This window comes from Streptomyces chartreusis (assembly GCF_008704715.1).
Taxonomy (GTDB): domain Bacteria; phylum Actinomycetota; class Actinomycetes; order Streptomycetales; family Streptomycetaceae; genus Streptomyces; species Streptomyces chartreusis.
Genome location: NZ_CP023689.1, coordinates 9,483,002 through 9,496,627, shown reverse-complemented (window position 1 = coordinate 9,496,627; position 13,626 = coordinate 9,483,002). Strand labels below are relative to the sequence as shown.

The 13,626-nt window shown below is 70.7% G+C and carries 9 protein-coding genes; 1 reads left to right on the top strand and 8 read right to left on the bottom strand.

Annotated features, from left to right (window positions below):
* Positions 1-25 precede the first annotated feature (25 nt).
* From CP983_RS41990 to eccD, 8 genes are all read right to left on the bottom strand, one after another.
* Positions 26-400 carry a hypothetical protein gene (locus tag CP983_RS41990; RefSeq protein ID WP_030954976.1) on the bottom strand — a complete coding sequence of 125 codons (375 nt, stop codon included), beginning with the start codon at positions 398-400 and terminating at the stop codon, positions 26-28.
* Positions 400-855, bottom strand: coding sequence for a YbaB/EbfC family nucleoid-associated protein (locus tag CP983_RS41985; protein ID WP_107909595.1), 456 nt, complete (start codon positions 853-855; stop codon positions 400-402). Before CP983_RS41985 ends, CP983_RS41990 begins: the two co-directional genes overlap by 1 nt.
* Before the next feature lie 181 nt (positions 856-1,036).
* On the bottom strand, positions 1,037-4,279 hold the full coding sequence (locus CP983_RS41980; RefSeq protein WP_150505734.1) for an AAWKG family protein: 3,243 nt from the start codon (positions 4,277-4,279) through the stop codon (positions 1,037-1,039).
* Between the two features lie 25 nt (positions 4,280-4,304).
* Positions 4,305-4,775 carry a type VII secretion system-associated protein gene (locus CP983_RS41975; protein WP_107909597.1) on the bottom strand — a complete coding sequence of 157 codons (471 nt, stop codon included), beginning with the start codon at positions 4,773-4,775 and terminating at the stop codon, positions 4,305-4,307.
* A gap of 122 nt (positions 4,776-4,897) precedes the next feature.
* Positions 4,898-5,206 carry a WXG100 family type VII secretion target gene (locus CP983_RS41970; protein WP_030955147.1) on the bottom strand — a complete coding sequence of 103 codons (309 nt, stop codon included), beginning with the start codon at positions 5,204-5,206 and terminating at the stop codon, positions 4,898-4,900.
* 87 nt (positions 5,207-5,293) lie between these two features.
* A complete protein-coding gene (locus CP983_RS41965) occupies positions 5,294-5,629 on the bottom strand; it encodes a hypothetical protein (protein WP_030955148.1) in 336 nt (111 codons plus the stop codon).
* 477 nt (positions 5,630-6,106) lie between these two features.
* On the bottom strand, positions 6,107-7,672 hold the full coding sequence (eccB, locus tag CP983_RS41960) for a type VII secretion protein EccB (protein ID WP_150505732.1): 1,566 nt from the start codon (positions 7,670-7,672) through the stop codon (positions 6,107-6,109).
* Between the two features lie 40 nt (positions 7,673-7,712).
* Complete coding sequence (gene eccD, locus CP983_RS41955; RefSeq protein WP_150505730.1) at positions 7,713-9,119, bottom strand: type VII secretion integral membrane protein EccD; 1,407 nt, start codon at positions 9,117-9,119, stop codon at positions 7,713-7,715.
* Between the two features lie 454 nt (positions 9,120-9,573).
* Here eccD and eccCa point away from each other — a divergent pair, with 454 nt between their 5' ends.
* Positions 9,574-13,566, top strand: a complete 3,993-nt coding sequence (eccCa, locus tag CP983_RS41950; protein ID WP_150505728.1) for a type VII secretion protein EccCa — start codon at positions 9,574-9,576, stop codon at positions 13,564-13,566.
* The last annotated feature ends 60 nt before the right edge of the window (positions 13,567-13,626 follow it).

Below are 13,626 nucleotides of genomic sequence, written 5' to 3'. Positions count from 1 at the left end.
GCGGGAGCGGCCGGCGGTGCGGAGGTCAGCGGCGGCCATGCCCGCCCGGGCCGTCACCGTTCAGCCCATCGGTCTCGATGCGGTTGTTGACCCGCTCGACGTCCTCGATGTTGCGGTCGCGGGTGTCCTTCATCATGCGGACCTGGCTGACCGTGGCGTCGGTGATGCCCACGACCGCGTCGCGGATGGACATCATCGTCTCCTTGGTGGTCTGCCGTTCCTTCTGCTCCTGCGGCTTGGCCTTCTCTGCAAAGTCGCCCTCGGTGCCGGGCCAGCTGACCGTGGGCGCCAGGTCGTCGAGGAACTCCTCGGTGATGCCCTTGGCCAGGGTGCCGATCTCCTCGAGCTGCCTGGCCAAGGCCTCGATGCGGTTCGGGTCGACGTAGTAACGCTGTCCCATCAGTCCTCCCCGTCCTCGCCGAGCGCGTCCCGCCAGGCGGGGGTGGCCCGGTCGTCGCGCGCGGTGTCCTCGTCGTCGTCGCGCAATACCTCGGGGCCGAAGATCCGCTCCCAGTCCAGCTCGAAGCCCTTCAGCTCCGGCACGTTGCTGCTGGGTTCCGTGAAGGGCGCCATCGCCTTCATCACATGCCGGTTCATCTTCAGGCGTGCCGCGTTCGCCGCTTCCAGGACGCTGGCGGCCAGCTCCTGGGGGGACATGTCGCGGTACTTGTTCTCCAGGAACTCGATCCCGGACAGCTCGCCCTGCGGGCCCACGGTGGCACGGACCGCGCGGTCGGAGGAGAGGACCGCGAACGACGCCTGCCGCAGCTCGCGTTCGGTGCGCGCGACCGCCTCCTGGGCGGCCTGGAGCTCGGCCATCGCCTTCTCCAGGCGCTTCTCCAGCGGTTCCGTCACGCCCGCTCCTACCTTCCCCGTCGGTCTCCGCGTGCGTCCGGACGTGTGGTCCGTACGCCCGGTCGTGCTCGCCGGTCCGTCAACTGCCCTGCTGATCTTGCCCGGTGAGGGCCCCGCCGCGGAAGCGGGGACCGGGTGTGATTCGTCTCGGCGCGGTGCTCAGGCCGCGGCCGTACGGTGCTCACCGGCCGATGACGGCCGGTGTGCCGCCCTCTTCGGTGCCCCACACGTCGGCGTCCTCCTCCAGGTAGTCGGAACTGGTGGCCCTGTTGCGCCCCGGCTCCGTCTCCTCCTCGGGCGCGTCGCCGCCGGTGGTAGCCACCCGGGAGGCCGGGGCGAGGAAGGTGTCGTCGTCCTCCTGGCGGTTCCACGGGCTGCGCCGGCGGCGGTTGCGGCGTTCGCTCTCCTCGGCCGCGTCGACCAGTACGGCACGCACGCGCTCGCCGTTGCCCTTGTCGCCGCCCGCTCCCATGCCGCCGGCGCCCATGCCGCCCATCGGCATGCCGGGGCTTCCGGGCATGCCGGGCGCGCCGGGGGTTCCGGCTGCCGCGGCGGGGGCGAGCGCGCTGCCCGCGCTGTCTGCGGCGCCGTCCGAGAGGGGTTCGGCTCCGGTTCCGCCGGAGCTGTCCGCGGTGAGGTAGCTCTCCCCCACGCCGCCGCCGGATGCCCCGCCGCCCGCGCCGCCGCCGACGCCGAGGTCGGAGAGCGACAGGTCCTGGGTGGAGGTGCCGCCGCCGGTGTCGTCGAGGCCGCCGATGCTCTCCAGATCGCCGAGGCCGTCGAGGATGTCCGAAGTGTCGCCGCGGCCCTGCGAGTTGAGATCGTGCAGGTCCACCCGCTCGGTGTTGCCCTGTGGGTCGGTGACGGTGGCGATGCCGGTGTCCGGGTCGATGACCTGCTTGCTGCCGTCGGGGAACTCCGTGGTCAGCATGCCGTTGTCGAGGCTGGTCTTCGAGCCGTCCGGGTTGGTCACCGTCGCACCGTGGGTGAGGTCGGTGGTCGTGGTGGTGCCGTCCGCGTCAGTGCTGGTGAGCAGACCGCTGTCCGGGTCGAAGCTGATCCTGCTGCCGTCGCGGAAGTCGGTGGCGATGTCGCCGTCGCTGAGCTGGGTGCTGCCGCCGGTCGGGGTTTCGAGGCCGTTCTGGTCGGTGTTCAGGTTTCCCAGGTCGCCCAGGTCGCCCTCCGACTGGGTGGGCAGGTCGGAGTTGATGTCGCCGAGGTCGCCCAGGTCCGCGTTGTTGTTCTGGCTGTTCAGGTCGCCCAGGTTGCCGAGGTCCTGGGTGGTCGTGGTGCCGTCGGCGTCGGTGGTGCTGACCTGACCCGTCGTGGGGTCGACGGTCTGGACGCTGCCGTCGGGGAAGGTGGTGGTCAGCTTGCCGTCGTCGCCGAGGCTGGTGACCGAGCCGTCCGGGTTGGTCACCCTGGTGCCGTCGCCCAGGTTCTGCGTGGTGACGCTGCCGTCCGGGTGGGTGGTGGTGAGCACCCCGCTGTCCGGGTCGAAGCTGGTGCTGCTGCCGTCCGGGAAGTCGGTGGTGAGCTTGCCGGCGTCGAGCTGGGTGTTGCCACCGGTCGGGGTCTTGACCGAGCCGCTGCCCCCGTTCAGGCCGCCGAGGTTCCCCAGGTTCTCGGTGACCGCGTCGTTGGCGCCGTTGTTCGTGCCGCCCTGCCCGGTGTTCACCGCACCGAGGTTGCCGAGGTTCGTGATGCCCGGGGGCAGGGTGGACTGGTCGCCGCCCTGGCCGTTCACGTCGCCGAGGTTGCCGGGGCTCTCGGTGACCGGGTTGTTCTGGTTCAGCAGGTCGTCGAGGCCGTCGAGGTTCTGCTCGGTGACGGCGTTGGGGTCGTTGATGCCGCCGAGGCTCTCCTCCATGGCCTTGGCCTGCTCCTCGGCCTGCCGCTTGGCCTCTTCCTGCTCCCGCCGCTGCTCCTCGCGCAGCTCGTCCTGGTACTTCTTGTCCTCTTCGCGCTGCTGGTTCTGCTCGTTGCGCAGGTCGTCCTGGAGGCGCTTGTCCTCCTCGCGCTGGCGGTTCTGCTCCTCGCGCAGCTCGTCCTGGTACTTCTTGTCCTCCTCCCGCTGCCGGTTCTGCTCCTCGCGGAGTTCGTCCTGGTACTTGCGGTTCTCCTCGTTCTGCCGGTTGATCTCCTCCTGCTCCTCCTTGGCCTTCTTCTCCTCGTACTCCTCGGAGGCGGTGCTGGTGGACTTCGGCTTGGGCACGTTGTCGGAGAAGTCGTCGCCCAGGTCGAGGAAGTGGTTGTTCAGGTTCGACTGCACCTCGGCGGCGGGCTTGCCGAGGTACTCGTTGACGCCCTGACTCCAGATCTTGACGGCCTTGTCGCCGACCTTCGCCCAGTTCGCGATGTCGGTGAGGTCGCCGTACTCCGGGTGCACCTGGGTGAAGCCGGCCTGCGGGCTGTGGCTGACGGTCGTGGTGTAGCGGGAGGTGTAGGACTTGATGTCCGTCTTGGCGACGTTGTTGGCGTCGACCCACTGGGCGAGGTCGTCCAGGACGTAGCGCAGCACCTGGTGGGGGTCGTAGTACGGGGACTTGGCCCAGGAGAGCCACGCCTCCAGCAGCTTGTTCGCGGCGTCCTCGAGGTACTTGCGGCCCAGCGACAGGGCGCGGGAGTACACGGTGCCGCCGGTGCCGGTCCCGTCGCCGGCTCCGGGGCTCTCGTCGAAGGTCTCGACGTAACTGTCGTAGTTCTCGCGGATCTTCTTCAGCAGGCTGCGGAAGACCTCCGCGGCCTCGCCCTTCCAGCTGGCGTCGTCCCGGCCGAAGCGGTCCTCCCAGTCCTTCAGCACCACCGCGTGGTCCCTGAAGAACTTGGCGGCGAAGTCGAAGGACTCCCCCGTGGTGTCGAAGGACTTCAGGTCCACCACGTCGGCCCCGGGCACGCCGAGATTGCTGAACCGGGCGTCCGTGGTGTTGCCGCCCAGGAGGGCGAGGAGTGCCGCCCGCGGCCCGTTCATGTACCGGGCGAGCGGGATGGTGCTCATCTTGTCCTTGTTGTAGTCCGTGAACTCGTTGCCCTCACGGACCTGCGCGTCATGGACGTTGTCCGAGCCCGGACCGGCGAAGATGATCTCCTCGCCCGCCTTCACACGGCCCTCGAAGACGATCCGGGCCTGCATGATGGAGCGCTTCTTGCCACTGTCGAAGAACCAGATGTCGTAGTCCTCGCCCTTGTTCGTCAGGAAACCGGAGTCCTTGACGAGCACGGAGAGGCTGCGCTCGGGGATGTCCATCCGGAACAGCTTGCCGCCGTGCTCGGAGCGGAGCGTGTCGAAGATGGTGTTGCGGTCGGGCACCGGATAGCCGGTGATATGGGTGACCAGGGTGGCCCAGGTGTCACTCGACGGGTCGCCGGCGCTGTCGAACTTGTCGAGGTTGGCGACGGAGTTGGGATCGTACCGATCGGCCACCGGGCGCCCTTTCTATCGGAGTTGGTCAGGACTCGTCGTCCGGGTCGCCGGTGCCGCCGGCGGTGAGGGTGTCGACCTCGTCGAAGGTCTGCAGGAGCGTCTGAGCGTCGATCGCGTCGAGGTTCTTGTCCTTGGTCTTGTTGGCCTCTTCGATGGTCTCGGTGAGGGCCTCCTTCAACTCCTTGAAGAGGTCCATCTGGTCGCCGAGCAGCTTGTCGATGGCCTCGGCCGCGGTGCGGATGTCCTCGATCAGCTTCGGTCCCGAGACCAGCGGCTCGGTCACCATCCTGCCGATGCGCAGGAGTTGCTTGTCCTGGGCGAGGTTGTCCGGTGTGGTGTGCCCGTCGATGAGGTGGCCGAGCGGGCGGATGTGGGACCCGTCACCCTCCTCCTTGTGCTTCTTCGCGGCGGTGTGGACCGGCTGTACCTCGTTGTCCCGGAAGTTCTCCATCTGCTTGAGGTCGAAATGCTTTACGTCGGCCTTCTCACCGGCCATGGGACGCACTCCTGACGCTTGGTGCCGGACGGGGACACGGGGGCCCGGCAGACGCCCCGTTCACGGACGACGGCCGGGCCACGCCGCCGAACCCTCGACGACGAGGACGCTGCGGCGAGACCCTAACGGGCCCGCACACCGCCCCAGTTGTCGGCGCTCTTGCGCTCGTCGCGGGAGTGGTTGTCGTGGATGGTCTGGATCAGCTCGCCGTTGTCGCCGAGGAGCTGGGCCATGTTCTTGGTGGCCTGGTCCCACTCCGCCTGGACCTGACGGTAGGTCTCCTGGTCCGAGCCCTCCCAGGAGTTGACGAGCGGCTTCAGCTCGTCCTCCAGGTTGTTGAGGGTGGTGATGATCTGCTGGGTCTGCGCCATCAATTCCTCGATGGCGTTGCGGACCACGGGGTACTGCACGTCGATGATGCCGTCGGCCATGACGTCTCCTCTCGTACGGCCGGGCGCCGGCCCGGGAAGCTCAAGGGGTCCGGCCTCGCCGTGACGGGGCCGGTGCTACCGGTCGGGTCAGCTCAGCGCTTCGAAGACGCCCTGGCTGGTCTTGCTGTTGAGGACCTCGGTCAGGTCCTGGTTCTCCTGCGCCAGACGGTTGGCGGAGGTCACGTTCTCCTGGAGCGCGTCGACCATCTTGCTGATCTGGATGACGACCTTCTGCGCCTCGGCGTTCCAGCTGCGGAAGAGCTTCAGCAGGGCCTGGCCCTCGTCGCCGCCGACGCCCGAACGCGCGGCGATCTCAGCCACGTTGTTCTGAATCTTCTCGACCTGGCTCCGGGCCGACTCCAGCGAGGAGACACCCCCCAAGCCCTTGGCATAGTCCGCTTTCCTTGCGGCGCTGTCCGCCATGTCGCGCTCCCTTCGTTCAGCCCTGTCTCGTCGCACAGTTGCTCGCTGAGGCTAAAGAGAAGCCGGCGTTCCGCGCAACGCGCACAGGGAAGATTTGAGCTTCGGTCAGCTCGCCCCGGAATTCTTGCGTGGCAAGGGAGTTGTGCGGAGGTTTCAGCGATATGAACAAGCCTCTCCGACCGGCCGGACACCCGGTGCGCGCACCGTCCGCCGGGCAACGCGAGGCGGGCAAAAAGCGGGCACGGGAAGAAGCCGAACGGGCGTCACGAAGCACCGTATCCGGCTTTGCAAGCGCTTCCTCGGGGATTCTGCGGGCATGGCTCGTCCGAAATATCTGAGCTTTGTTTGAGGTTCCCGCCACGCGCCGTCCGCGATGACTCCGCGGACTTCACACCATCGGCAACTACTTTGGCTCAATACCTCTGTTGGCCCCGCCCTTTTCCTTTTCATCGGCGCCGAATGCGCCCCTTGCCGTGATCAGCGCACGGTGTCCGCCTTGTCGGCAATGGCGCTCGCCTCGCCCGCCTCGCGCTCCAGGTCCGGGGCGCACTGCGGAGCGGTCACCCTGGGCTCGACGACGCCCGAGGCGGCGGCCGGGTCGAGGTCCGCGCCGGTCGGGAGGGCCGCGAGGAGTGGCGCCGGGACGGAGGCGATGTCGGCGGTCTCGTATCCGAGCGCGGCCAGTGAATTCTTGGTGGAGACGCGGTACTTGACGCCGTTCTCCGCCACCAGGTAGCTCGTGCCCGCGTGCGCGGCGCCGCTGGCGTTGAGTGCCCGGACCAGGGCGCCCCGGCCGGGCCGGACCACCGTGGCGTCGGTGGGGACGCAGGCGGGCTTCACCGGCTGGGCGGTGCCCTCGGACACCGCGACGGGGGCGAGCCTGGTCAGCGGCACCAGCACCGACCTGATCCGGACGCCGCCGTCGTCGCCGTCGACCTGTGCGCAGAGCGCGGTGCCGCGTGGCGCGGACTGCGGGACGGGCGGAGCGTCGGGCAGCTCCGCGGCGGCGCCGGTGTCCTGGTCCTTGGCCCGGTGTTCGCGCAGCGCGTCGGCGCCGACCGTGCGCACCTCGGGCGAGCGCCCCTGGTAGGCGTCCTTCTGGGTGGCCGGGTCGCCCAGCACCAGGGCCGCGCCGAGCCTGGTCAGCGGCACGAGACCGTCCTTGCGCAGCAAGTGGTAGGTGCTGTCGCCGCCGGGGACGCTGACCTTGAAGAGCTGGCCGATCCTGCTGGCCTCCCCGCCGAGTTCGGGGCCCTCCTCCCCGCGTCCCGGCACCGCCGGCGGCTTCAGGACGGGGCCGGGGGCCAGTGCGTCGAGGAAGGCCGCGGAGACCGGCATGGGCTGTTCGGAGCCGTAGCCGAGGGCGTTGCGGGCGTCCGACTCACGGTCCAGGGGGAGCCTGCTGCCCCGCCAGACCAGGTACTCGGTGTCGTCGGGTCCGCTGACCAGCACCCCTCGGTCGCCGCCGATGCCGTCGGCGTCCAGCGGCGCACCGGCCACCACGGTGGTCGCCCCCGGCTTCTCCACCCCGGTGCTCGCCACGGCACCGGAGGTGTCCGGCAGCGCGCCGTCCGGGCCGGTGACGCACATGTGCCAGGCGCCGTCGTCGAGTTGGCCGGGCTCGGGCACGGTGTCGGGGACGCCGGGGATGCCCGCCGGGGCGCCCACCGGGACATCCCGCAGCGAAGCGGTCGAGACGTCCACGGTCTCCAGGTCGGAGCCGCCGATCAGCCGCGCGGAGGCGTAGTTGCGCACGGGGTGCAGCACGCCGTCGGTGTCGGTCCACAGGTAGCGGGCGCCGGTGTCACGGTTGACCACCAGGTGCGCGTCCTCGCGCCAGGCGTCGTTCCCGCCGGGGCGCAGCAGGCCGTACACGGTGGCGCCCGCACCGACCAGGACGGTGACCAGTACGCCGAAGACCACACCGCGTGTGGTGCGCCCGAGCGGGCTCTCCGGGGCGTCCGGGTCGGCCATCAGCAGGCCCGAACTGAGCCTGCCCATCATGAAGGTGTGGGCGTGTACCTGGTCGCGTTTGGACTGCACGGCCTCTCCTAGTCGTTCTCTTGCCGGAGTGCGGGGGTACTCAGCCGAACAGGCCGCGCAGCCAGCCGAAGAGTCCCGCCACCCAAAGGGCGAGCGGCAGCAGCGCCACCGCGATGCCGGTGTGCGCCACCTCCGCGGCCCGGCCCCAGTACGGCAGCATGCGGCGGCCGGGCACCGTCCAGGCGGCGATGACCAGCGCGGCTGCCGCGCCGAGCAGTACCGCGAAGACCACCAGTCGTCCGTCGCCGTCGCTGTCCGCCGCCCAGCTGCGGGCGAGCAGCAGCAAGCCCCAGATCCCGGGCACCGCGAGAGTGAGCCGCTGGCTGATGTGGACCAGCCCCCGGGAGTGCAGAAGCAGCAGCAGGCTCAGCGCCAGCGCGGTCAGCACCTCGGGCAGGTTCGGGTGTTCGGCGAGGACGACGAGGGCGCCCGCGGCGATGACGCCGGTGACGGCGAAGAGTGCGGTGACCCAGCGTCCGGCCAGTTCGGTGCGCTCGGCGACGTCGCTGCCCGAGTAGGGCTCGATGCCTTCCTGGAGCTGGCTGGCGGAGGAGGGCAGGGCGGGCATCCGCATCCCGGCCAGCTTGAAGGCGAACGGTGCCACGGTCCCGGCCGCGAGCACGAACACCGTCGCGACCAGCGCGACCGCGGCCGGTACGTGCAGGTCCGTGTAGCCGATGAGGGCACCGGAGATCGCGATGGCCACGGACACGACCGCGGTGCCCAGCAGCGCCGGGGCGCCGACGGCGGTGGCGGCCAGTGCGAGGACGGCGCCGCCGGCACCCGCCGCGCCCGCCGCGAGCAGCCGGGCGCCCGCGACCTGCGCCGCGTCCGGGCCGGTCAGGTCACCGCCGGGCAGCACCCAGCCGGCGAGCGCCAGGCAGGGCGCGACCAGCAGGCCGAGCGCGGTGGCGGACAACCGGTCGCCGACCGCGCGGCTGGCGGTGCCCGCGCCGGCGAGCAGCAGCAGTCCCGCCACGGCGGAACAGGCGGCCCTGACCGAGCCGGAGCCGGCCGCTCCCGGCCAGAACACCAGCACGAGGGCCGCGGCCACGGTCGCCACCGTGGCGCCCACCAGCAGCCCGCGGGCCGCCTCGGGGTGCCAGGTGTGCAGCCTGCGGCCGGCGGTGTCGGCTATGCCGTCCACCAGGTCGTCGAGCCGGGCCTCGGGCAGTGCCTCGGTGTGCGGGCGCAGATAGAGCACGTCCCCGTCGGCGAGCCCGGCCCGCGCGAGGGTCGTCTCCTCGTCGAGCGGGGCGTCGCCCAGCCGCTGGAGCACCCAGCCCGCGTGGTCGAGTCCGGCCTCCTCGGCCTCCTCGCCGACATAGCGCAGCAGCGTGGGCAGCAGATCGGCGACCGGCACGTCGGCGGGCACGGCCAGATCGACGGAGACGCTCGGCGCACGTACGGTCAGGCGGCACAGTTCGGCCACCGCACTGTCGGTCATCAGCTGAACTCTCGTCTTCCGTGGGGGTTTTGGCAGGAGGACTTCCCCGTGAGCGGGGCAGTGCGAAGAGTACGGAAGGTCCGCACGGGCCAGAACAGGGGGGTCGGACAGGGGAATTACGCCCGCGAGCCCGGCAACCACCTCTCCCGCGTGGACAGGTCGCGTTACGTGAATGCAGACTACTGCCTACGCTCGCCGGAACGTGCTGGGGACCGGGCTCCTTGTCCGGTATGCAGTTGAATGGTGGGAGAGTTGACCGTTCCCTGCTTTCCGCTCACAACATTCATCCGGCGTTCACCGCGTACCCGGGTCCCCGGAAAATGAGCGCGGTGCGGTCTTTCCGGCTACCGGGTGTCCCGGTATTCGGCGCGGGCCGGAAAGCCAGTGAAACCGGAGGTTCTGTTCCTTGAGTGTGGTGCTGTTTCGCCGGCCGGCCCGCAGGCGCGGTCCCGAGATGCCCGAAGGGCAATTGACCCTCCAGGAGCCGCCGGTCCTCGCCGAGACGGTGCCCGACACCTCGGCGATATGGACCTATCTGCCGATGGCGCTGATGTCGGTGTCGATGATGCTGATGTTCCTGCGCCCGGGCGGTGGCAACGGCGTCTTCATCTACCTGGCGATGGGTGTGATGGCGCTGTCCGCCGGTGCGATGCTGCTGGGCCAGCTGATGCGCCGCTCCAGCGAGCGCAAGCAGCGCCTGAAGGGCGAGCGCCGCGACTACCTCCGCTATCTGGCGCAGACCCGCAAGCGGGTCAGGTCCACCATCGTGGAGCAGCAGCGGGCGCTCGCCTGGCGGCACCCGGAGCCCTCGTCCCTGCGTTCGCTGGCCCGCACCTCACGGCTGTGGGAACGCCGCCCGGCCGACGAGGACTTCGGCGAGGTCAGGCTCGCGGTCGGCGAACAGCAGCTCGCCCTCACCCTCAACCCGGTGTCCACCCGCCCCGTGGAGGACCTCGAACCACTCTGCGCACACGCCCTGCGGCGCTTCATCCGCGCCTACTCCACGATTCCCGAGCAGCCCCTCGGCCTCTACCTCCGGTCCTCGGCCCGGGTTCTGGTGCGGCCCGGGGAGGCCCTGGACGAGGAGGCCGCCACGTCGTCCGGGCCCCCTGAGGGCGCCGACGACGAAGCCGTACGCGCGCTGCTGCGTGCCGCTCTCGGTCAGCTCGCCGTGTTCCACGCGCCGGAGGAGCTGTGGATCGCCCTCTGCGTCAGCGACGAGCGGCGGGGCGACTGGGAGTGGGTCAAGTGGCTGCCGCACGCCCTGCATCCGCACGAGGAGGACGGTGCAGGTCAGGTCCGCCGGATCACGGCCGATCTCACCGAGCTGGACGACCTGCTCGGCGCCGAGTTCGCCGAGCGCCCCGGCTTCGACCCGGATGCCCGCCCGGGCCGTGACGAGCCGTACACGGTGGTCGTCCTGGACGGCATCACCGTCCCCGAGGGTCACCGCTGGGAGGGCCACGGCTATCGCAACGCCGTGGTGCTGGACGTCTCCGGCGCGCTGCGCTGGCGGCCCGGCCGCAACACGCTGCGGCTGACCGTCGGGCCGGACCAGGTCAACCTGGTGCGCACCGACCGCAGCCGCAAGGAGCGCTCGGTGCCGCTCGGCCGGCCGGACCGGCTCGGCCCGCTCGGCGCGGAGTCGCTGGCGCGGCTGCTCGCCTCCCGCCGGATCAGCCTGGGCTCCGACATCGCGCAGCCGCTGGACAGCGACGTCGAGCTGACCACCCTGCTCGGCATCCCCGATCTGCACCGGCACGACACCAAGGCCCTGTTCGCACGGCACACCGGCTCCGCACGGCTGCGGGTGCCGATCGCGGTCGGCGTGGACGGCCGCCCGGTGGAACTGGACATCAAGGAGTCCGCGCAGGGCGGCATGGGCCCGCACGGCATGCTCATCGGCGCCACCGGCTCCGGCAAGAGCGAGCTCCTGCGCACCCTCGTCCTGGGCCTCGCCCTGACGAACTCCTCGGAGACGCTGAACTTCGTCCTGGTCGACTTCAAGGGCGGCGCCACCTTCCTCGGCCTGGAGGAGCTGCCGCACACCTCCGCCGTCATCACCAACCTCGCCGACGAAGTCGCCCTGGTGGAGCGCATGCAGGACGCCCTGCACGGCGAACTCATCCGCCGCCAGGAGCTGTTGCGCGCGGCCGGCAACTACACCTCCGCCCTGGAGTACGAGCGCGCCCGAGCCGGCGGCGCCGACCTCACTCCGCTGCCCAGCCTGTTCGTGGTGGTCGACGAGTTCAGCGAACTCCTCTCCGCGCACCGCGAGTTCATGGATCTGTTCGTGATGATCGGCCGCCTCGGCCGCTCGCTCGGCGTGCATCTGCTGCTGGCCTCGCAGCGCCTGGACGAGGGCCGTATGCACCAGCTGGAGAGCCACCTGTCGTACCGGGTCGGACTGCGTACGTTCTCCGCCATGGAGAGCCGGGGTGTGCTGGGCGTACCGGACGCCTACGAGCTGCCCGCCCAGCCCGGCAGCGGCTATCTCAAGTCCGGTGTGGAGGCCCTGACGCGCTTCCGTGCCGCCTACTCCTCCGGCACCTACCGGCGGCGCACCGGCGCGGTCGTGCAGGCCCGGGTGGCCAGCCAGGTGGTGCCGTGGACCAGCGGCTGGGTGGTGCCGCGCACCCTCGACCCCACGCCCGTCCCGGAGCCGGAGACCGAGGAGAGCGGCGACGAGGAGACCTTGCTCGACGTGGCTCTGGACCGGCTGCGTGACTCGGGTCCCGCCGCCCACCAGGTGTGGCTGCCGCCGCTGGACGAGCCGTCCCCGCTGGACGCGCTGCTGCCCGGCATCGCCGCCGACCCCGAGCGTGGCCTCACCGCCGCCGGCTGGTCCGGCACGGGCAGGCTGCGGGTCCCGGTCGGCCTGGTCGACAAGCCCTTCGAGCAGCGCCGCGACCCGCTGGTCGTGGACCTGTCCGGAGCCGGCGGTCATGTCGCCATCGCGGGCGGCTCGCAGAGTGGCAAGTCCACCCTCGCCCGCACCCTGATCGCCGCGCTCGCCCTGACCCACACGCCGGCCGAGATCCAGTTCTACTGCCTCGACTTCGGTGGCGGCGGCCTCTCCCAGTTCGCCGCGCTCCCCCACGTCGGCGGTGTCGCGGCGCGGCTCAACCCGGAGCGGGTGCACCGGGCCGTCGCCGAGGTGATGACGCTGCTCGCCCGCCGTGAGCAGTTCTTCGTCGACCACACCATCGACTCCATGCAGTCCTACCGCCGTCGCCGCGCCGCCGGGGAGTTCCCCGACGAGCCGTTCGGCGACGTGTTCATGGTGGTCGACGGCTGGTCCACGGTCCGTCAGGACTACGACGACCTGGTCCCGAAGTTCAACGAACTCGCCGCCCGCGGCCTGAACTACGGCATCCATCTGCTCATCACCACCACCCGCTGGGTGGAGCTGTCCGCACAGGTCCGCGATCAGGCGGCGACGCGTCTGGAGCTGCGGATGGGTGATCCGATGGACTCGGAGATCGACACCCGCAAGGCCCGCTCGGTGCCGCGCAGCGGTGGCCGCGGCATCACCGCCGACAGCAAGATGCACTTCCTCGCCGGCCTGCCCCGCCTGGACGGCAGCGGCTCCCTGGAAGACCTCGGCGAAGGGGTCGCCCACCTGGTCGGCAAGGTGGCCAAGCACTGGCCGGGCCCGGTCGCCCCGCAGGTCCGGATGCTGCCGCACCGGCTGCCGCTCGCCGAACTCCCCGCGCCCGAGCAGACCGAGGGCGGCGGCATGCGCCTTCCGCTCGGCATCGACCAGGACGCCCTGGAGCCGGTGTGGCACGACTTCAGCCGCACCCCGCACCTGATCGTGGTCGGCGACACGGAGAGCGGCAAGACCAACCTGCTGCGCCGGATCACCGCGGGCATCACCGCCCGGTACGCCCCGCACGAGGCGAAGATCATCGCGGTGGACTACCGGCGTACGCTGGTGGACGGCATCCCGGAGGAGTACCGCATCGGGCACGTCATCTCCCTGGACAACCTCAAGGAGACCATCGACGGCGCGGCCCGCGCGATGAAGACCCGGGTCCCCGGCGCGGAGATCGCCCCCGCCCGGATGCGCAAGTGCGACTGGTGGACCGGCCCGCGTCTGTTCATCCTCGTCGACGACTACGACATGGTCTCCAGCAACTCCTTCCAGAGCCCGTTCGAGCCGCTCTTCGAGCATCTGACGCTCGGCTTCGAGATGGGCCTGCACGTGATCGTCGCCCGTAGCGCCATGGGTGCGGGCCGGGGTCTGAGCGACTCCCTCATCCGCCGCATGGACGAGGCGAACAACCCCGCGATCCTGCTCTCCTGTCCGCCCACGGAGGGCCGCCTCTTCGGCAACGCGAAGCCCGTCAACCTGCCGCCGGGCCGGGCCCTGCACATCGCCCGCCGCAAGGCACGGCTGATGCAGACGGCTCTGGTGGAGCCGGCCGCCGGACAGGAAGGCTGAGACACGACGACGGCGGGGGTCACCTGGTGACCCCCGCCGTCGTCGTTCCCGTACGGACCG

Coding starts and splice junctions, on each gene's coding strand:
- CP983_RS41990 (WP_030954976.1), bottom strand. CDS start 400: ATGGGACAGCGTTACTACGTCGACCCGAACCGCATCGAGGCCTTGGCC.
- CP983_RS41975 (WP_107909597.1), bottom strand. CDS start 4,775: ATGGCCGGTGAGAAGGCCGACGTAAAGCATTTCGACCTCAAGCAGATG.
- CP983_RS41970 (WP_030955147.1), bottom strand. CDS start 5,206: ATGGCCGACGGCATCATCGACGTGCAGTACCCCGTGGTCCGCAACGCC.
- CP983_RS41965 (WP_030955148.1), bottom strand. CDS start 5,629: ATGGCGGACAGCGCCGCAAGGAAAGCGGACTATGCCAAGGGCTTGGGG.
- eccD (WP_150505730.1), bottom strand. CDS start 9,119: ATGACCGACAGTGCGGTGGCCGAACTGTGCCGCCTGACCGTACGTGCG.
- eccCa (WP_150505728.1), top strand. CDS start 9,574: ATGCCCGAAGGGCAATTGACCCTCCAGGAGCCGCCGGTCCTCGCCGAG.